Origin of the sequence: Herbaspirillum aquaticum, assembly GCF_002213425.1 — a bacterium.
Taxonomy (GTDB): Bacteria; Pseudomonadota; Gammaproteobacteria; order Burkholderiales; family Burkholderiaceae_D; genus Herbaspirillum; species Herbaspirillum aquaticum.
In genome coordinates this window covers 98,247-116,086 of the sequence record NZ_NJGV01000023.1, presented here as the reverse complement: position 1 = coordinate 116,086, position 17,840 = coordinate 98,247, and the positions used below count along the sequence as shown (strand labels likewise).

Annotated in this window: 22 protein-coding genes, 1 tRNA gene and 2 pseudogenes; 5 read left to right on the top strand and 20 right to left on the bottom strand. The window is 59.9% G+C overall.

Going from position 1 to position 17,840, the window contains the following annotated elements; all coding sequences use genetic code 11:
• The first annotated feature begins 80 nt into the window (after positions 1–80).
• Both CEJ45_RS20345 and CEJ45_RS25390 read left to right on the top strand, forming a co-directional pair.
• Positions 81–329, top strand: a complete 249-nt coding sequence (locus tag CEJ45_RS20345; RefSeq protein ID WP_006461603.1) for a DUF1272 domain-containing protein — start codon at positions 81–83, stop codon at positions 327–329.
• A 160-nt stretch (positions 330–489) separates the two neighbouring features.
• A pseudogene (locus CEJ45_RS25390) lies at positions 490–788 on the top strand (transposase); the annotation flags it as partial.
• A 184-nt stretch (positions 789–972) separates the two neighbouring features.
• On the opposite strand, the gene CEJ45_RS24645 reads toward CEJ45_RS25390, so the two are convergent.
• From CEJ45_RS24645 to petA, 7 genes are all read right to left on the bottom strand, one after another.
• Positions 973–1,497: a hypothetical protein gene (locus tag CEJ45_RS24645; protein ID WP_134040406.1), complete on the bottom strand. Its 525-nt coding sequence runs from the start codon at positions 1,495–1,497 to the stop codon at positions 973–975.
• A 582-nt stretch (positions 1,498–2,079) separates the two neighbouring features.
• Positions 2,080–2,155, bottom strand: a tRNA-Thr gene (locus CEJ45_RS20335).
• A 25-nt stretch (positions 2,156–2,180) separates the two neighbouring features.
• Positions 2,181–2,669 (bottom strand): ClpXP protease specificity-enhancing factor, encoded by a 489-nt coding sequence (locus tag CEJ45_RS20330; protein WP_088756896.1) that lies wholly within the window; start codon positions 2,667–2,669, stop codon positions 2,181–2,183.
• A 120-nt stretch (positions 2,670–2,789) separates the two neighbouring features.
• Complete coding sequence (locus CEJ45_RS20325; protein ID WP_017453790.1) at positions 2,790–3,401, bottom strand: glutathione S-transferase N-terminal domain-containing protein; 612 nt, start codon at positions 3,399–3,401, stop codon at positions 2,790–2,792.
• A gap of 98 nt (positions 3,402–3,499) precedes the next feature.
• Positions 3,500–4,264, bottom strand: a complete 765-nt coding sequence (locus tag CEJ45_RS20320; RefSeq protein ID WP_034330805.1) for a cytochrome c1 — start codon at positions 4,262–4,264, stop codon at positions 3,500–3,502.
• 23 nt (positions 4,265–4,287) lie between these two features.
• The gene (locus CEJ45_RS20315; protein ID WP_088756895.1) at positions 4,288–5,694 is read right to left on the bottom strand and encodes a cytochrome b; all 1,407 of its coding nucleotides are present in this window, start codon (positions 5,692–5,694) and stop codon (positions 4,288–4,290) included.
• A 2-nt stretch (positions 5,695–5,696) separates the two neighbouring features.
• On the bottom strand, positions 5,697–6,305 hold the full coding sequence (petA, locus tag CEJ45_RS20310) for a ubiquinol-cytochrome c reductase iron-sulfur subunit (RefSeq protein WP_034330802.1): 609 nt from the start codon (positions 6,303–6,305) through the stop codon (positions 5,697–5,699).
• A 292-nt stretch (positions 6,306–6,597) separates the two neighbouring features.
• Between petA and mscL the strand changes: the two genes are divergently transcribed.
• On the top strand, positions 6,598–7,035 hold the full coding sequence (gene mscL, locus CEJ45_RS20305; RefSeq protein WP_088756894.1) for a large conductance mechanosensitive channel protein MscL: 438 nt from the start codon (positions 6,598–6,600) through the stop codon (positions 7,033–7,035).
• Positions 7,036–7,108: 73 nt separating this feature from the next.
• Here the strand turns inward: mscL and CEJ45_RS20300 are convergent, their stop codons facing one another.
• Positions 7,109–7,873, bottom strand: coding sequence for a Nif3-like dinuclear metal center hexameric protein (locus tag CEJ45_RS20300; protein WP_088756893.1), 765 nt, complete (start codon positions 7,871–7,873; stop codon positions 7,109–7,111).
• 49 nt (positions 7,874–7,922) lie between these two features.
• Here CEJ45_RS20300 and CEJ45_RS20295 point away from each other — a divergent pair, with 49 nt between their 5' ends.
• Both CEJ45_RS20295 and CEJ45_RS20290 read left to right on the top strand, forming a co-directional pair.
• Positions 7,923–9,104, top strand: coding sequence for a Do family serine endopeptidase (locus tag CEJ45_RS20295; protein ID WP_088756892.1), 1,182 nt, complete (start codon positions 7,923–7,925; stop codon positions 9,102–9,104).
• Positions 9,105–9,122: 18 nt separating this feature from the next.
• The gene (locus CEJ45_RS20290) at positions 9,123–9,812 is read left to right on the top strand and encodes a DUF2461 domain-containing protein (RefSeq protein ID WP_088756891.1); all 690 of its coding nucleotides are present in this window, start codon (positions 9,123–9,125) and stop codon (positions 9,810–9,812) included.
• Between the two features lie 89 nt (positions 9,813–9,901).
• On the opposite strand, the gene tatC is transcribed toward CEJ45_RS20290, so the two are convergent.
• The 12 genes and pseudogenes from tatC to CEJ45_RS20230 form a co-directional block, all read right to left on the bottom strand.
• Positions 9,902–10,675, bottom strand: coding sequence for a twin-arginine translocase subunit TatC (tatC, locus tag CEJ45_RS20285; RefSeq protein ID WP_088756890.1), 774 nt, complete (start codon positions 10,673–10,675; stop codon positions 9,902–9,904).
• Between the two features lie 40 nt (positions 10,676–10,715).
• Positions 10,716–11,240, bottom strand: a complete 525-nt coding sequence (gene tatB, locus CEJ45_RS20280; protein ID WP_088756889.1) for a Sec-independent protein translocase protein TatB — start codon at positions 11,238–11,240, stop codon at positions 10,716–10,718.
• Between the two features lie 122 nt (positions 11,241–11,362).
• Positions 11,363–11,572 carry a Sec-independent protein translocase subunit TatA gene (gene tatA / locus CEJ45_RS20275; protein ID WP_039783860.1) on the bottom strand — a complete coding sequence of 70 codons (210 nt, stop codon included), beginning with the start codon at positions 11,570–11,572 and terminating at the stop codon, positions 11,363–11,365.
• Positions 11,573–11,643: 71 nt separating this feature from the next.
• Positions 11,644–12,024 carry a histidine triad nucleotide-binding protein gene (locus CEJ45_RS20270; protein WP_034330788.1) on the bottom strand — a complete coding sequence of 127 codons (381 nt, stop codon included), beginning with the start codon at positions 12,022–12,024 and terminating at the stop codon, positions 11,644–11,646.
• A 46-nt stretch (positions 12,025–12,070) separates the two neighbouring features.
• A complete protein-coding gene (locus CEJ45_RS20265; protein ID WP_008332436.1) occupies positions 12,071–12,409 on the bottom strand; it encodes a phosphoribosyl-ATP diphosphatase in 339 nt (112 codons plus the stop codon).
• A 116-nt stretch (positions 12,410–12,525) separates the two neighbouring features.
• Positions 12,526–12,909 (bottom strand): annotated as a pseudogene (hisI, locus tag CEJ45_RS20260) (phosphoribosyl-AMP cyclohydrolase); the annotation flags it as partial.
• On the bottom strand, positions 12,906–13,670 hold the full coding sequence (gene hisF, locus CEJ45_RS20255) for an imidazole glycerol phosphate synthase subunit HisF (protein WP_034330780.1): 765 nt from the start codon (positions 13,668–13,670) through the stop codon (positions 12,906–12,908). The gene hisF and the pseudogene hisI, both read right to left, overlap by 4 nt.
• A gap of 1 nt (position 13,671) precedes the next feature.
• Complete coding sequence (gene hisA / locus CEJ45_RS20250) at positions 13,672–14,469, bottom strand: 1-(5-phosphoribosyl)-5-[(5-phosphoribosylamino)methylideneamino]imidazole-4-carboxamide isomerase (RefSeq protein WP_034330777.1); 798 nt, start codon at positions 14,467–14,469, stop codon at positions 13,672–13,674.
• A 78-nt stretch (positions 14,470–14,547) separates the two neighbouring features.
• On the bottom strand, positions 14,548–15,186 hold the full coding sequence (hisH, locus tag CEJ45_RS20245; RefSeq protein WP_088756887.1) for an imidazole glycerol phosphate synthase subunit HisH: 639 nt from the start codon (positions 15,184–15,186) through the stop codon (positions 14,548–14,550).
• 61 nt (positions 15,187–15,247) lie between these two features.
• Complete coding sequence (gene hisB, locus CEJ45_RS20240; protein WP_013235995.1) at positions 15,248–15,844, bottom strand: imidazoleglycerol-phosphate dehydratase HisB; 597 nt, start codon at positions 15,842–15,844, stop codon at positions 15,248–15,250.
• Positions 15,845–15,916: 72 nt separating this feature from the next.
• Positions 15,917–17,023 carry a histidinol-phosphate transaminase gene (gene hisC / locus CEJ45_RS20235; protein WP_088756901.1) on the bottom strand — a complete coding sequence of 369 codons (1,107 nt, stop codon included), beginning with the start codon at positions 17,021–17,023 and terminating at the stop codon, positions 15,917–15,919.
• Complete coding sequence (locus CEJ45_RS20230; RefSeq protein ID WP_088756886.1) at positions 17,004–17,840, bottom strand: DNA-methyltransferase; 837 nt, start codon at positions 17,838–17,840, stop codon at positions 17,004–17,006. The genes hisC and CEJ45_RS20230 overlap by 20 nt, the downstream gene beginning before the upstream one ends.

Genomic DNA, 17,840 nt, shown 5'->3' with positions numbered 1-17,840 from the left:
TTCTTTGCTTCACTCATTCTCGTCATCCCTTCCAGGACGACAGCTTAAATCAGTGTCTCAAATTCGGGGTCCACTTTAAAATGCTTGAATTACGACCCAGCTGTGAATGCTGCGATAAAGACCTCCCGCCAGAATCGACTGAGGCAAGGATTTGTTCCTTCGAATGCACCTTCTGTACTGATTGCACTATCGACATATTGAAAGGCAGTTGCCCTAATTGCGGCGGCGAACTGGTCGCACGTCCTCGAAGGCCCGTGGAAAAGCTCGTGAATAGTCCAGCAACGACTGAGCGAGTGTTCAAGCAAGGCGGTTGTAAAGGGAGTGCTTAAAGGTACGCGACAAGCCGCTCTGCGTAGATTCTGGACGGCTGTGACCGTTCCCACCACGGCAACCTGCTAGTTGATCAAAATAGCCAGGCTTGACTGACCTGAGATGATTTTTCTAATCACCGATACTTGAGTTATCTATGCTAACGCCAAGGAAAACTCAATGAAGAATGCATTTACGGACGAACAGATCATCAGCATCTTGAAGGAAGCCGAGAGCAGATGGATTCCGACAGTAGATCTGTGCCAAACGGCACAACATTACGGAGCAGGATTTTTACCGCTGCAGAAATGAGTTTTGCGGTATAGATGTCTCGCATGCGTAGTGACTCAGAAATCTAGAATCCAAAAACGACAAGCTTAAACGCTTGGTAACCGAGCAGTTGCTGCCAATGGCTTGAAGTGGGCAAACCGAAAAATGATGGCCACCGCGGTCGGCACGAAGCACTGGAAAGCAATACGTGACGGGAGCTATCGCAGCACAAGGCATGTCGTTATTTGGACTTGAGCCGACGGGTGGCGGGAGAACAATACAGGCACCACCTCGAAATGCGCTGATATCAACATTACCGCAGGCACAGCTAACAAAATTAAAGTCGCTAGTAACTATAAAAACGATAAGGCTCTCACCAGTACCCAGTCAAAACTACATTTGAGCTGGTATCTTGTAGAGCAGCCATCCGCATAACAGCGCGAGCGCAAAAGCCAAAACTCGCAGCGCGATTATCTCCCTTTGAGCACGTCCGAAAGATGCGTCCTTTTCAATGCAAGCCGGACATCCAAGTTGATGTTGCACTCTTTCACTGTGTGCTTTCACCACCTCTGGTACCGCAACCGGACCTGCTTTGGCAGCACCAGCCGAAATCCATTCCTCTAGCGTTTCTTTCACGGTCGAATAATGCTCAATCGGGAGCTCGCGGAAATATCGAATTCCAAAGTCTTTCATAAAGACCTTATAAATTTCGACTTCCTTTTCACCGGAAATGGCAGACAACTCTTTCACTAATACGTTGATTCTTTTCCGCTGGAATTCAGTGATCCGTGGAGGATCTTCCGCGTCTATTACTTCACTCGAATTCCGAGTACCAATGGTCGTTGGGCCACTGATACTATGCACATTCCCATTGATGAGCTGAGAAACGTTTCCGCGAATATTAATTTTCCCTACCATTACCACCCTACTTCGTAAAAATAACCCTCAACGCAGCCATCTATCACATCGAAGAGGCACTACTCCATTTCATGACTTTTTCTTAGACGGGGCTTTGACCATCTGAGGGCCCACGACCTTCTTAAAGGTCTCCCCGTGAATTTGTTGTCCGACGCCGCCGTGAATGGTGATGTTCGCTCGACCTTTGGGAACGGACGCAGGTTTGTCTGTATCGCTCGCTCCTTCGACCACGCCAAGAACACGGGCCTTCGCACGAAGATCCAACTTCCGATAGCAATCTGCTCGCAGCGGCAGCTGACGCCTATCTCAATGAAGCGACACGGCTGAAGCACCGGGGTTACAAAAATACTAGCCACTTTGAAGAAAATTTGCGCCCGCTTCCTCAACCAATTGCATCAGCTCTGAAATATGCGCAATAACATGACGCTATTCAGAACCTTCGAGCTCAACAGCACCGAAGAGAGAGCGGGGGCAAATGCAATTGATTTAAAGCAACATGCGCTAAGTGGAAAAATTGCGAAGCAAGATTAGAATTGCGAAGCAAAAGAAAAAGGCTCTCCGGTCGGAGAGCCTTTTAAATACTGGTGCTGGCTGCAGGACTTGAACCCGCCACCCCCTGATTACAAGTCAGGTGCTCTACCAGATGAGCTAAGCCAGCAAAAACTTCAGCCGGCGATTATAGCCTACTTGATGCGTGTCAGTACAGGACGGCCACCCTTTTTCGGTGGTTCCGGATCATCGTCGCCCTTGTCGCTACCCTCGGCGGGCTTCTTTTCAGGTTCGGAAACAGGTACCGAAGACAGCACAGGCGCACTGCTTTCCTGCTCAGGAGCCTGCTGGGCCTCCTCGGCCGTGGCCGGCACGGGAGCTTCAAACGCCATGCCCTGGCCGTTTTCACGGGCGTAAATGGCGATCACGTTTTCCACAGGGATCAGGATATCGCGCGAAACACCACCAAAGCGGGCGCTGAAGTGAATGTTGTCGTTCTCCATCTTCAAGCCGCTGGTGGCCTCGAAGCTGATGTTGAGGACGATTTCGCCATTCTTGACGAATTGCATCGGCACGCGGGTGCTGCTGTCGACGACCACGGCGATGTGCGGCGTGTAGCCATTGTCGGTGCACCACTCATAGATGGCGCGCAGCAGATAAGGCTTGGTGGAGACTTCTGGCATGACTGGTGTGGTGTGCGATGCGCCGGTAAGAACCGCATCTGCCGGCAAGGCCGGGGTGGAAAGCAATCTGAACTTCCGGGAACTGCACCCCCGCCCAGGCGGCGGTGCAGCCGGTACTGCTTAACGGCGCATGACCTTTTCGGACGGGGTCAGCGCTTCGATGTAGGCAGGACGCGAGAAGATGCGCTCGGCATACTTCATCAGCGGCGCCGCAGTCTTGGACAGCTCGATGCCATAGTGATCCAGGCGCCACAGCAACGGGGCCAGGGCCACGTCCAGCATGGAAAACTCGTCGCCCAGCATGTACTTGTTCTTCAGGAACAGCGGTGCCAGCTGGGTCAGGCGGTCACGGATCTCGTGGCGGGCCTTTTCCTGGTTCTTCTCGGCAGCCTTGGACTTTTCATTTTCCAGGGTGTGCACGTGAACGAACAATTCCTTCTCGAAGTTGAACAGCATCAGGCGCGCACGGGCACGCATGAGCGGATCGGCCGGCATCAGCTGCGGGTGCGGGAAACGCTCATCGATGTACTCATTGATGATGTTCGATTCGTACAAGACGAGGTCACGCTCCACCAGGATGGGCACCTGGCCATACGGGTTCATGACCGAGATGTCTTCCGGCTTGTTGAAGAGGTCAACGTCGCGGATCTCGAAATCCATGCCCTTTTCGAACAGGACAAGGCGGCAACGTTGCGAAAATGGGCAGGTCGTGCCCGAATAGAGAACCATCATTTTTTCAGAGCCCTAAAAACAAAAGGGGGGCGAGACGCATAACGCTCACCCCGATACGCAATTCCGCAAAAACTGCGCGGATGCGTGATTGTACGTTTTTACTTGATGTTCTTCCAATAGGACGCGTTCAAACGCCACGCCAATACCGAGAAGATTCCCAGGAACAACAACACCCAGACACCCAGCCGCTTGCGCGTATTCTGCGCCGGCTCGCCCATCCATTGCAAATAGGCAACGAGATCGGCGACATTGTTGTCATACTCCGCCGCGCTCATCTTGCCCGGCTTGACTTGCTCGAAGCCGGCAAACTTGTGGATGGTCTTGTTCGCGTCGTGAGGATCCTTCTCTTCGACGAACTTGGCCTTGCGGATACCTTGCAATTCCCACAACACGTGCGGCATGCCGACGTTGGGGAAGAGCATGTTGTTCCAGCCGGTGGGGCGGCTGTCGTCCGTATAATAACTGCGCAGGTAGGTATAAATCCAGTCCGGACCGCTGCCGGCCTCCGATGCCTTGGCCCGGGCGATCACCGACAGGTCCGGCGGCGTCGCGCCAAACCAGGCCTTGGCGTCCTGCGGCGACATCGAGATCTTCATCAGGTCGCCGACCTTCTCCCCACTGAACAAGAGGTTGTTCTTGATCTGGTCTTCGGTCAGGCCGATGTCGCGCAGGCGGTTGTAACGCATGGCCGAGGCCGAGTGGCAGTTCAGGCAATAGTTGACGAACAGCTTGGCCCCGTTTTGCAGCGAGGAAACATCCTTGGTACGGTCCGGGGCATGATCCAGCGGGAAGCCCCCTTCGTTGGCGCAGGCCAGCGCCGGCAGCAAGGCCAGCGCGGCAATCACTTTCTTGAGCAATGTCATGTTCTTGTCCTTTGGCGGCTGGCTTAGTGCGGATGGTAGACGACGCGCTCGGGCACCGACTTGAAGGTACCGGCAGCACTCCACCAGGGCATCAGCAGGAAGAAGCCGAGGTAGATGAAGCTGCACACCTGCGAGACGGTGGTGCCGATGGCCGTCGGCGGTTGCACGCCGAGGTAGCCAAGGATGACGAAGGCGATGGCAAAGACCAGGTACACGTACTTGTGCCAGCTGGGACGATAGCGGATGGACTTGACCTGCGAATGATCCAGCCACGGCAAGCCGCCCAGGATCACCACCGACAGGCCCATCAGGACCACGCCCCAGAACTTGGCATCAAACACCAGCATGCCGGCGATGATGGCCAGGCCGATCACGATGGCCACGATCTTCATCTTGGCCGTCAGGCGCGACTTGAACACCAGCAGGGCGACATAGCACGCCACCCCGGCAATGAGCCAGCCCATGAAGTCCGCCGTGGTGGCACGCAGGATCGAGTAGAACGGCGTGAAGTACCAGACCGGTGCAATGTGCGGCGGCGTCTTGAGCGAATCGGCCGGGATGAAGTTGTTGTACTCCAGGAAGTAGCCGCCCATTTCCGGCGCGAAGAACACCACGGCCGAAAACACCAGCAGGAAGATCGAGACACCGAAGATGTCATGCACCGTGTAATACGGATGGAAAGGCACGCCATCCAGCGGCACGCCACGATCGTCGGTCTTTTCCTTGATTTCCACGCCGTCCGGGTTGTTGGAACCCACTTCGTGCAGCGCGATGATGTGCGCAGCCACCAGCCCGATGAGCACCAGCGGAATGGCGATGACGTGGAAGGAGAAGAAGCGGTTCAGCGTGGCGTCGGAAACGACATAGTCGCCGCGAATGAGCAGCGACAGGTCCGGGCCGATGAAGGGAATGGCGCCGAAAAGGTTCACGATCACCTGTGCGCCCCAATAGGACATCTGCCCCCAGGGCAGCAGGTAACCGAAGAAAGCTTCACCCATCAGGCAGAGGAAGATCCCCACGCCGAACAGCCACACCAGTTCGCGCGGCTTGCGGTAGGAGCCATACAGCAGGCCCCGCACCATGTGAAGATAAACCACGATGAAGAAGGCCGAAGCGCCGGTGGAGTGCATATAGCGCACCAGCCAGCCCCAGGGCACATCACGCATGATGTATTCGACCGAGGCGAAGGCCAGGTTGGCGTCCGGCTTGTAGTGCATCACCAGGAAGATGCCGGTGACGATCTGGATCACCAGCACCAGGAGTGCCAGCGAGCCGAAGATGTACCAGAAGTTGAAGTTCTTCGGGGCGTAGTATTCGGAGAGGTGGGCTTTCCAGGTGGCCGTCAGCGGAAAGCGCGAATCGACCCAGTTCAGGGCCTTGACTGCTACCGGCGCATCGTCCGGCAGCTTCTTTTCGTGAAATGCTCCCATGATCAGGCCTCCCCTTTCTCGTCCTTGCCGATGACGAGCTTGTTATCGCCTTCAAACATGTAGCGCGGGACTTGCAGGTTGTCCGGCGCCGGCTTGTTCTTGTACACGCGGCCGGCCAGGTCGAAGGTCGAGCCGTGGCAGGGGCACAGGAAGCCGCCATGCCAGTCGTCCGGCAGCGAGGGCTGCGGGCCGCTCTGGAAGCGGGAACTGGGGGAGCAGCCGAGGTGCGGGCAGATGCCGACCACGACCAGGATGTCCTTGCGCAGCGAACGCCACTCATTGAGGGCGTAATCGGGCGTTTCGGAGAAATCGGTGCGCTTGGAGTTGGGATCGGCCACCTCGCCATCGGTCTTCTTGAGGGACTCGATCATTTCGGGGGTGCGCTTGAGAATCCAGACCGGCTTGCCGCGCCACTCAACGGTGCGCATTTCACCGGGAGCCAGTGAAGAAATATCCACTTCCACCGGTGCGCCTGCTGCCTTGGCGCGTTCAGAAGGTTGCAGGGTGGAGACGAATGCTCCAGCGGTGGCCAAACCCGCTACACCTCCGGCCGCACAAGTCGCAACAAGCAAACCTCGTCGACTCGCGTCGACCTGATTCTCGTCAGTCATAAAGACCCCAATCTCCAAATGTAAGTTAGCGTGGACCTTCTAAGTGACCCTCATGCAACTTTTTGATTATATATAAGCTGAATAGGGTTTTGTAGCTAACGGCCGGTATGGTACAGGCTTGCGAAAATGAACATTTGACGCAGCGCAACCCCTTGTCAATCTGCTCTCGTTCTCAGTTTTTTTGCAGTGCGGCGTCAGTGCTTGTCCGATTTACTTTTGCTGGCGGGCAGGATATAACCCGTTGTAAGCCCGCCTCATGTTTAAACAGCAACTTTCAAAGGAGAAACCAGGGATGAGCATGCTCAAGGATTTTCGCGCCTTCGCGATCAAGGGAAACGTGGTCGACCTGGCCGTCGGTGTCATCATCGGCGGGGCCTTCGGCAAGATCGTCAGCTCCCTGGTCGAGGATATCATCATGCCCATCGTCGGCAAGATCTTCGGCGGCCTGGATTTCGCCAACTACTACCTGCCCCTGAACGGCCAAGCCTATGGCCTGCCCTTGGCGGAAGCCAAGAAGGCCGGCGCGGTCTTCGCCTACGGCAACTTCCTGACCATCTTCATCAACTTCCTGATCCTGGCCTTCATCATCTTCCAGATGGTGCGTGCCATCAACAAGGCACGCGACCTGGCGTCCAAGCATGAAGAAGCCGCACCGGCCGCGCCGGCACCAACGCCGGAAGACGTGCTGTTGCTGCGTGAAATCCGCGATTCGCTCAAGAAGCAGGCCTGACGCACATCCTGCCCAAGAATGCTTCACTTGCCTCACACGGCAAGTGAAGCAACATGCATAGCAGCCCCGCCTTTCACACGGGGTTGTCGATATCGATGAAGCGATGCTCGATACCGAAGTGCCTGGCCACGTGCTCCCCCAGCGCCTGGATGCCATAGCGCTCGGTGGCGTGATGGCCGGCGGCCAGGTAGACGGTGCCGGTCTCGCGTGCGAGGTGCACGGTCGGTTCTGAAATCTCGCCGCTGATGTAGGCGGTGGCGCCGGCTTCAATGGCGTCGCCGAGCATGCCCTGCGCCGCGCCGGTACACCAGGCTACCTGCCCGATGGCCTGCTGGGGATCGCCGATCAGCAGCGGCATGCGGCCCAAGCGTTTTTCGATCAGCATCGCCAGGTCGGCGGCCGTCTTGACGGCGGGCGCATGGCAGCGCCCGATCCAGCCGATGTCGTTCTCACCGAAGCGGCCAGTGGCGTCAAAGTCGAGTCGCTTGGCCAGTTGTGCGTTGTTGCCCAGTTCCGCATGGGAATCCAGCGGCAGGTGATAGCCGAACAGATTGATGTCATGCCCCAGCAGCAGCTTCAGGCGCCGCTGCTTCTGTCCGATCACGCGCATGTCTTCACCGCGCCAGAAGTAACCATGATGGACCAGGATGGCATCGGCCTGCCATTCCACTGCCGCCTCGATCAGGGCCAGGCTGGCCGTGACGCCGCTGACCACGCGCCCAATGGTGGCGCGCCCTTCCACCTGCAAGCCGTTTGGGCAATAATCGCGATATTGCGCCGCGTTAAGGGTCTGCCCCAGATAGACTGCGAACTCGTTTCTGCTAATGTGGCGGGTCATCTCTTCCTCATCCGATCAGATTTTCAATCCAAATACCAAGAATTCTTTTATGCGACGTTTATGGCTGTTGTTTGCCCAGACCGTGACAGTGGGTCTGGCGGTGTGGTTCATTGTAGCGACCTTGAAGCCGGACTGGCTGTCCGGATCCTTCACTTCGCGTGCACGCCCTGCCCAGTCCACCATCCAGATGCAGGAAGCCACACCCGCCGCGCCCGCCCTGGACTCCTATCGCCACGCTGCGCGCCAGGCCATGCCCTCGGTGGTCAATATCTTCACCACGACCGAAGCGCGACCGCAGAAGAGCCCCTTCCAGAACGATCCGTTCTTCCGCAAGTTCTTCGGCGACCAGTTCGACGAACAGCAGCAGGATGACAAGCAATCCAGCCTCGGTTCGGGCGTGATCGTCAGCCCGCAAGGCTACATCCTCACCAACAACCACGTGGTGGAAGCCGCCGACAAGATCGAAGTGGCCCTGGCCGACGGCCGCAAGGCCGGTGCCAAGGTGGTCGGCATCGATCCCGAGACGGACCTGGCGGTCATCAAGATCGACCTGCCGAACCTGCCGGCCATCACCCTGGGCCATCCGGAAAACAGCTCGGTGGGCGACGTCGTGCTGGCCATCGGCAACCCCTTCGGCGTGGGCCAGACGGTGACCATGGGCATCGTCTCGGCGCTGGGCCGCAATCACCTGGGCATCAATACCTTCGAGAACTTCATCCAGACCGATGCCGCCATCAATCCCGGCAACTCGGGTGGTGCGCTGGTCGATACCAATGGCAACCTGCTGGGCATCAACACGGCCATCTATTCGCGCACCGGCGGCAACCTGGGGATCGGCTTTGCAATCCCGATGTCCACCGCCAAGACCGTGATGGAAGCCATCATCAGCCACGGCCAGGTGGTGCGCGGCTGGATCGGGGTGGAACCGCAGGACATCACGCCGGAACTGGCCGAGAGTTTCGGCCTGGGCAAGAAGACCGGTGCCATCATCGCCGGCGTGCTCAAGGGCGGTCCGGCTGACCGCGCGGGCATGCGTCCGGGCGACATCCTGGTGAGCATCGACGACAAGCCGGTGGCCGATACCACCGAGATGCTCAACGTCATCGCGCAATTGACGCCGGGCCAGCAGATCGCCATGACGGTGCTGCGCAAGGCGCAGGAAACCAAGCTGAACATCACCGTGGGCAAGCGTCCGCCGCCGCCCAAGAACGATGATGCCGACGAAGAATGAGCCAGGAGAGCCCGATCCATGCATGTGCGTGACCTGATCCAGTTCCTCGGGGAACTGTCCGAAAACAACAACCGCGCCTGGTTCGTCATGAACAAGCCGCGCTACGACATCCTGCGCGAGGAATTCCTGGCGCTGACCATCAAGCTCATCGCCGAGATCAGCAAGTTCGATCCGGCCATCGCCGGCTGCAATCCGAAGAAGGCGCTGTTCCGCATCAACCGTGACATGCGCTTCTCCCATGACAAGCGCCCGTACAAGACGCACTTCTCGGCAGCCATCACGGCCAGCGGATTGAAGAAGCCCAGCCAGGGCGGCGGTCCGGCCTACTACTTCCACATCAATGAAGCGGGGCAACTGCTCATCGCCGGCGGCGAATACCTGCCGCCGACGCCGCGCCTGCGCGCCATCCGCAATCGCGTGGTGGAGGATGCAGCGGGCTTCACCAAGATGCGCAAGAACAAGAAGCTTGTTGCGACATATGGCGACCTGCAGGAAGAAGGCAAACTGCAGCGCCCGCCCAAGGGCTTCGATCCGGACACCCCCAATATCGAGTATGTGAAGCTCAAGAGCTTCATCGTCTGGACCGAAGAAGACATCCGCAAGAAGATTCCGGCCGACCTTGGAAAGCAGGTGCTGGAAGGCTTCAAGGATGCCTATCCGCTGGTGCAATGGCTGCGCGAAATTCCGCTGGTGACCATGGAAGAGTGAGGGTTTCATCCCGCAGCCTCTGCTGACGCCAGAAACAACAAAGCCCGCTCATCATCGAGCGGGCTTTGTTTATTCGGGAGTCGCCAGGCTTATTCGGTAGGCACGGAACTGCCAGGTTCCGCCTCCGGCGCACGCGTGGCACGCTCGAAGATCGGTGCCACCAGCAGGCCCACTTCATAGAGCAGCACCAGCGGCACGGCCAGCATCAGCTGGCTCATCACGTCCGGCGGCGTGACGACTGCGGCGATGATGAAAGCACCGACGATCACGTAGGGACGGATCTGCTTCAACTTGGCCAGCGGCACCAGGCCCATGCGCACCAGCACGATCACGATCACCGGCACCTCGAAGGTCACGCCGAAAGCCACGAACATGGTCAGCACGAAGTCGACGTAGCTGTCGATGTCCGGTGCCACCGAGACCGACTTGGGCGCAAAGTTGTTGATGAACGGGAAGACCACGCCAAAGACGAAGAAGTAGCAGAACGCCACCCCGGCCACGAACAGCAGCGAGGACGAGATCACCAGCGGCGCGATCAGGCGCTTCTCGTGCGCATACAGGCCGGGCGCCACGAAGGCCCACAGCTGGTACAGCACCCAGGGCAAGGAGATCAGCACGGCCACCAGCATGGTGACCTTGATGGGGATCAGGAAGGGGGTGATCACGCCGGTGGCGATCATCTTGCTGCCGGCGGGCAGCGCATGGATCATCGGCGCGGCCAGCACGTCGAAGATGTGGGCCGCGAACGGCATCAGGCAGAGGAACACCACCAGCACCACCGCGGCCGCCTTGACGATACGGCTGCGCAATTCGATCAGGTGCGAGATGAAGGTGTCTTCGGCCTGGGTGTTTTCTTCAGCCATGGGGTCGGAATTCTGATGAAGTGAGACGCGCTGCGCCAAATTAGAAGAAACCTGCCGACTTGCCCACACCGACCGGACGGCGATACTTGGCCACCCGTGCCGAGGCCGAGATCACGCGGGTCTTGTGGCCGCTCTGGTGCTTGTACCAGGCCGGCACGCCGGTGGTGCGCGAGAGCTTCTTGCGGCGGAAGGCCTTGGCCTTGATCGCATGCAGGGAGGGGTCAGGCGTGCGGGTCCAGCTGCTGCCGGCACTGCTGCTGTCGGACACCGGGGAATCGTCGCCGCCGTTCCAGGCGTCATTGATCGACGCTTCCGTATCGGACATGCTTTTGTGAATGCTGTTGCTGACGTCGCTGGCGGCGTCCTGCACATCCTTGTGCATCTTGCGCAGCTCGTCGAGTTCCATCTCGCGGCTGACTTCGGACTTGACGTCGTTGATGTAGCGCTGGGCGCGGCCGAACAGGGTGCCGGCCATGCGCGCCACCTTGGGCAGGCGCTCGGGGCCGATCACGACCAGCGCGACCACGCCGATCAAGGCCAGCTTGGTAAGGCCGATATCAATCATGAGTCTGTGTGGACATTAAGAGGACAACGCGGGCGCGCCATGCGCTTGAAGACGGGAGTGCCCGCTGCAAATCATGATGCGGGCCCATGCATGCCCGCCAGGAGGGCTGGCGGGCGGCCTGATCAGCTGCCGGACTTGTCCTTTTCCTTGGCCTGCACGTCAATGGCCGGGTCCTTCTTGGCCGGATCTTCCTCGCCACCCTTGACGCCATCCTTGAAGCCCTTGACTGCCTTGCCCAGGTCGGAACCCATGTTGCCGAGCTTCTTGGTGCCGAAGACCAGCATCACGATCACCAGAACAATCAGCCAATGCCAAATACTGAACGAACCCATTCTCTTCTCCTAAGCGGACATCCCTGCCCTGTGTACAAGTGAAACCTGCCAGCCCCCGGGCCGGCGAATCCTTATTGTTGCACGAACCGTACCCGCCAGGGATGCGGGCCGCCAATCACGTGCATGTGCAGATGGTACACCTCCTGGCCACCATCCGGTCCGGTGTTGACCAAGGTCTTGAAACCGCCGGTGGGCTTCCCTTCGGCGTCAACCCCATAACCGCAGCCCTGCTCGGCCGCCAGGCGCGGCGCCAGGGCCAGCATCTTGCCCAGCAAGGCGGCATGCTGCTCACCGCAATCGGCCAGCGTTGCCACATGCTGGCGCGGCACGATCAGGAAATGCACCGGCGCGGCCGGGTTGATGTCGTGGAAGGCGATCAGGTCCTCGTCCTCGTAGATCTTCTTCGAGGGAATCTGGCCTGCTGCGATCTTGCAGAAAATACAATTATCCAACGCCGTACTCCTGGGAAACAAGGGGATGGGGAAGTGCGCAGGACGTTCAGTCCTTGCGGGCAGCCTTTTCTTCCAGGCCCGAGAGGCCTTCGCGGCGCGCCAGTTCGTTGAGCACATCCTGCGGGCTCAGCTCGAACTGCGCCAGCAGGACCATGGAATGGAACCACAGGTCAGCGCACTCGTAGAGCACCTTGGACTTGTCGCCGGAGACGCGGGCATCCTTGGCGGCCATCACGGTTTCGGTGGCTTCCTCGCCGATCTTCTTGAGGATGGCGTCATCGCCCTTGGAGAACAGCTTGGCGACGTAGGATTTCTCGGGATTGCCGCCGTTGGCCAGCTTGCGCGACTCGATGACGTCGGCCAGTCGCTTCAGGGTTTCACTCATGATGGGGTCTTGTCGCTGTCCACGGGCTTGGGGATGGTCTTGCGCACGCGCTTGGGCTTGGCAGCCGGCTCGGCGGCCGCTGCGGTCACGGGACCGCCACCGGCGCCGGGCGGCAGGTCCTTCAGGACCGCCTCCACCGTGACCCATTCGCCGCTGTCGGCGCTGCCTTCGAATTTCTGGAAGAAGCAGGAATGACGGCCGGTATGGCAGGCAATCCCGGCCACCTGCTCGACCTTGAGCAGCACCACGTCTTCGTCGCAGTCCAGGCGGATTTCGTGCACTTTCTGGAAATGACCCGATTCTTCACCTTTGTGCCAGAGCTTCTTGCGCGAGCGGCTCCAGTAGACCGCCTGGCCGATCTCCACGGTGCGCGCCAGCGCCTCGCGGTTCATCCAGGCGAACATCAGCACATCATTGGATCCGACTTCCTGGGCGATCACCGGCACCAGGCCGACTTCGTCCCATTTGACCTTGTTGAGCCATTTGGCGCTGATGCTCATGCCAGCCTCATGGAAATGTTCTGGTCGGCCATGAAGCGCTTGGCTTCCTGCACGGTGTGCTGGCCATAGTGGAAGATGCTGGCGGCCAGCACCGCATCGGCCTTGCCCTTGGTGATGCCGTCGGCCAGGTCCTGCAGGCCGCCCACGCCACCCGAAGCAATCACGGGGATGCTGACCGCTTCCGAGACCGACCGGGTCAGGTCGAGGTCGAAGCCGCTCTTGGTGCCGTCACGGTCCATGCTGGTCAGCAGGATCTCGCCCGCACCCAGCTGCGCCATCTTGCGCGCCCATTCCACCGCATCCAGGCCAGTGGCCTTGCGCCCGCCGTGGGTGTAGACCTCCCACTTGCCGTCGCCGGCACGCTTGGCGTCGATGGCCACCACGATACATTGCGAGCCATATTTGTTGGCGGCATCGGCCACCAGCTGCGGATTGGTCACGGCCGAGGTATTGATGCCGACCTTGTCGGCGCCGGCGTTGAGCAGGCGACGCACATCTTCCACCGCGCGCACGCCGCCACCCACCGTCAGGGGAATGAAGACTTGCGAGGCTACGGCTTCGATGATGTCCAGGATCAGGTCGCGGCCATCGGAGGACGCGGTGATGTCGAGGAAGGTCAGCTCATCGGCACCCTGCTCGTCGTAGCGGCGCGCGATCTCGACCGGATCGCCGGCATCGCGCAGCTCCAGGAAATTGACGCCCTTGACCACGCGACCCGCGGTCACGTCCAGGCAAGGGATGATGCGTTTTGCAAGGGCCATGTTATTTGCTGCCGGACAGGCGGTTGGCTTCCAGTTCGCGCGTCAGTTCATCCGCACGATCCTGGCCGCTGCGCAGGTCCAGCGTTCCTTCGTAGATGGAGCGGCCGCAGATGACGGCTTCGATGCCTTCATCCTCGACCCGGCACAGCGCCTCGACGTCGCCCACATGGTGCACGCCGCCGGAGGCGATGATGGGAATGGTCACGGCCTGGGCCAGGCGCACCGTGGCCTCGATGTTGACGCCGCCCATCATGCCATCGCGGCCGATGTCGGTGTAGACGATGGCTTCGCAGCCATAGCCTTCGAACTTCTGCGCCAGGTCCACCACTTCGTGGCCGGACAGCTTGCTCCAGCCATCGGTGGCAACCTTGCCGTCCTTGGCATCCAGGCCCACGATGATCTGGCCGGGGAAAGCGCTGCAGGCGTCATGCAGGAAGCCGGGATTCTTCACCGCGGCGGTGCCGATGATGATGTAGGAGAGGCCGTCGTCCAGGTAGCGTTCGATGGTGTCCAGGTCGCGGATGCCGCCACCGAGTTGCACCGGGATTTCCTCGACGTCGTTCTCTTCGGCGAAGCTGGCGACCGCCTTCAAGATGGCCTTGACCGCCGCCTCGTTCTTGGGCTTGCCGGCGAAGGCACCGTTGAGGTCCACCAGGTGCAGGCGGCGCGCGCCCTGCTTGAGCCAGTGCAGGGCCATTTCCGCCGGATCTTCGGAGAAAACGGTGGCTTGGTCCATATCACCTTGTTTGAGGCGTACGCAATGACCGTCTTTCAGGTCGATGGCGGGTATGAGCAGCATGGCTAGGGGATGACTAGTCAGTAAAAAAGAAGGGGTGGCGACGGTCTGCGGCGAGGTTCTTGCCTGAAAGGCAAAAAATCAAGGTTTCCAGTGTACGAAATTCCGATACAGCTGCAAACCCGCCGAGGCACTTTTTTCCGGGTGGAACTGGGTTGCAAATATATTATCGCGGGCCACGGCACAGGCGAAGTCACGGCCATAGGGAGTCTGCCCAACGATCTGCGACGATTCGGCCGGGACGGCGTAATAGCTGTGGACAAAATAGAAGAAGGCGTTATCGGCGATCCCTTCCCACAGCGGATGGGCTCTGGTCTGGTGCACATGGTTCCAGCCCATCTGCGGCACCTTGAACAGCGATCCATCATCCTGGCGCACGCCTTCGAGCTCGAAGCGCACGACCTTGCCGGGCAACAGGCCCAGGCCGGGCGTGTCACCTTCTTCACTCCAGTCGAACAGCATCTGCTCGCCCACGCACACACCGAACAGCGGCTTGGTACGGGACGCTTCCAGGACCGCATCCTGCACACCCGATTCACGCAGGCTGCGCATGCAATCGGGCATGGCACCCTGGCCGGGCAGGACCACGCGGTCGGCGGCGCGGATATCGGCGACCTCGCCGGAGATGCGCACGTCGGCTTCAGGCGCGACATGGCGCAGCGCCTGCGCCACCGAGCGCAGGTTGCCCATGCCGTAATCGACTACAACAATTTTATTCATGGCGACATTGAACGGCGCTCGCGCGCCGGAAAACCCAGATGAGTTAGCGATACCCTGCGTTTTACAGGCTGCCCTTGGTGGACGGAATCGTACCCGCAGCGCGCGGATCGAGTTCCACGGCCATGCGCAGCGCGCGGCCGAAGGCCTTGAACACGGTTTCGGCCTGGTGGTGGGCATTCACGCCACGCAGGTTGTCCACGTGCAGGGTCACCTGCGCATGATTGACGAAACCGTGGAAGAACTCGCTGGTCAGGTCCACATCGAAGGAACCGATCATCGAGCGGGTAAAGGGAATGTGGTATTCCAGGCCGGGACGGCCGGAGAAATCGATCACCACGCGCGACAGGGCTTCGTCCAGCGGCACGTAGGCGTGGCCGTAGCGGCGGATGCCCTTCTTGTCGCCGATGGCCTTGGCAAACGCCATGCCCAGGGTAATGCCCACGTCTTCCACCGTATGGTGCGCGTCGATGTGCAGGTCGCCCTTGGCGTGGATGTCCAGGTCGATCAGGCCGTGGCGGGCGATCTGGTCCAGCATGTGATCCAGGAAGGGCACGCCGGTATCCAGCTTCTGCTGGCCGGTGCCATCCAGGTTGATCGCAACGCGGATCTGCGTCTCGTTGGTATTGCGGACGACTTCGGCGGTTCTCGGTGTAGACATGGTCGGGGTTGGACGGGGTTCTATCGTTGGTAATGCGTGATGCCTGCTTGCCTGCGGTGGACCTTCAAACCTTCACTGCTCGCGCAGTGCATCTTTCAGGGCCGTCAGGAAGATGGCGTTTTCTTCATCCGTGCTGACGGTAATGCGCAAACAGTTTTGCAGCAATACGTGCATTCTACCGGCATTTTTGACAAGTACCCTGCGCGCCAACAAGGCGGCGCAGACTTTATCGGCATCCGGGACGCGGATCAGGATGAAATTGGCCGCCGAAGGGAACACCTCCACCCCCTCCAGCGCCGCCAGTTCGGCCGCCAGCACGCTGCGCGCCTCACGCAGCTGCGCCGCCTGCGCCTCCAGCACCTGCAGGTGCTCCAGCACGAACAGCGCCGCGGTTTCTGTGAGCATGTTGACGTTGTAGGGCGGACGTACCTTGTCCAATTCGCGCAACAGCGCCGGGGCCGCCGACAGGTAGCCCAGGCGGATGCCCGCCAGCCCCAGCTTGGAGACGGTGCGCATCACCACCAGGTTGTTGTGCTGCGGCAATGCCGGCATGAGCGTGGAGGCGGCAAAAGGCTGGTAGGCCTCGTCCACCACCACCAGGCCATAGGGCGCGGCCGCTTCGATGATGCGCAGCACGTCAGCCATCGGATAGAGCGTGCCGGTCGGATTGTTGGGATAGCCCAGCCAGGTGATGACCGGCTTGTGCGCCTCGATGGCGGCCAGCATCGCGGGCAGGTCCAGCGTCAGGTCCGCACGCAATGGCACGCCCACATAATCCAGCCCGGCCATTTTTGCGGAGACGCCATACATGACGAAGCCCGGTTCCGGCGCCAGGATGGTCCGCCCCGGGATGGCACAGGCCACCGAGAGCATGGTGATGAGCTCATCCGAACCATTGCCCAGCAGGACGTCATAGCCCGCAGGCACACCCAGTTGCGCGCAGATGGCGGCTTTGAGGCGGGTATAGGACGGCACCGGATAGCGGTTCAGTTCCAGTGCGGCCAGCCGCTGCGCCAGTTCCTCACGCAAGGCCGGTGGCAGCAGGTAGGGATTTTCCATGGCATCGAGCTTGACCATCCCTTCGGCCGAGGGCACGTGATAGGACTGCCAGCCGCGCACCAGCGGGCGGATCACATTGGCTACCAGCTCGTCCACGGTCTCAGGCTTGGAGGGATTCATCATCTAGGCTCGCAGGCGCCGGCGCATCGAGAGCGTCGAGACGCTGGCGGATCAGTTCGCAATAATCGGGATTGAGTTCAAACCCGGTGAAGTGGCGCCCGCAACGGCGTGCTGCCACGGCCGTGGTGCCGCTGCCCATGAAGGGATCGAGCACCACGCCGCCGGGCGGGCATGAGGCTTTGACCATGCGCTCCACCACTTCCAGGGGTTTTTGCGTGGGATGGTCGGCGCGCTCTTTATGTTCGCGATGCAGGCGGGAGACGCTCCACACATCCTTGGGGTTGTAGCCCATTTCTAGCCACTTGGCCCCGACGAAGATGGAGCGTGAACGCGCCTTCTTGGTCTGGGCATCGTAGGGAATGCGGATGGCATCGAGATCAAAGAAATAATCCTTGGCCCGCGCGAAGAAACCGATGGTGTCATGCACCGAGGAATAGCGCCGGGTGCTGCCGCCCATGGAGGGCACGCGGCGATCCCAGATGATCTCGTTGACCATGGTCATGCGCTGCTTGAGCATCACGAAGATTTCCGGCGAATTGCGCCAGGTCAGGAAGATGTAGAGACTGCCATTGGGCTTCAACTTGGGCAGCGCGGCATCGATCCACTGTTCTGTCCACGACAGGTAAGCAGCGGTATCGAGCTTGTCGGAATCGTTGCCGTAATCCTTGCCCAGCCCATAGGGCGGATCGGCGATCATCAGGTCGACGCTGCCATCGGGAATGCGCGCCAGGCCAGCGGTGGCCGAGAGCGCATCCTCGCAGAATACGCGGTCCAGCCAGCCGGCACCTGCGAGGGAGTCGGTGGCGGCAGTCATCAT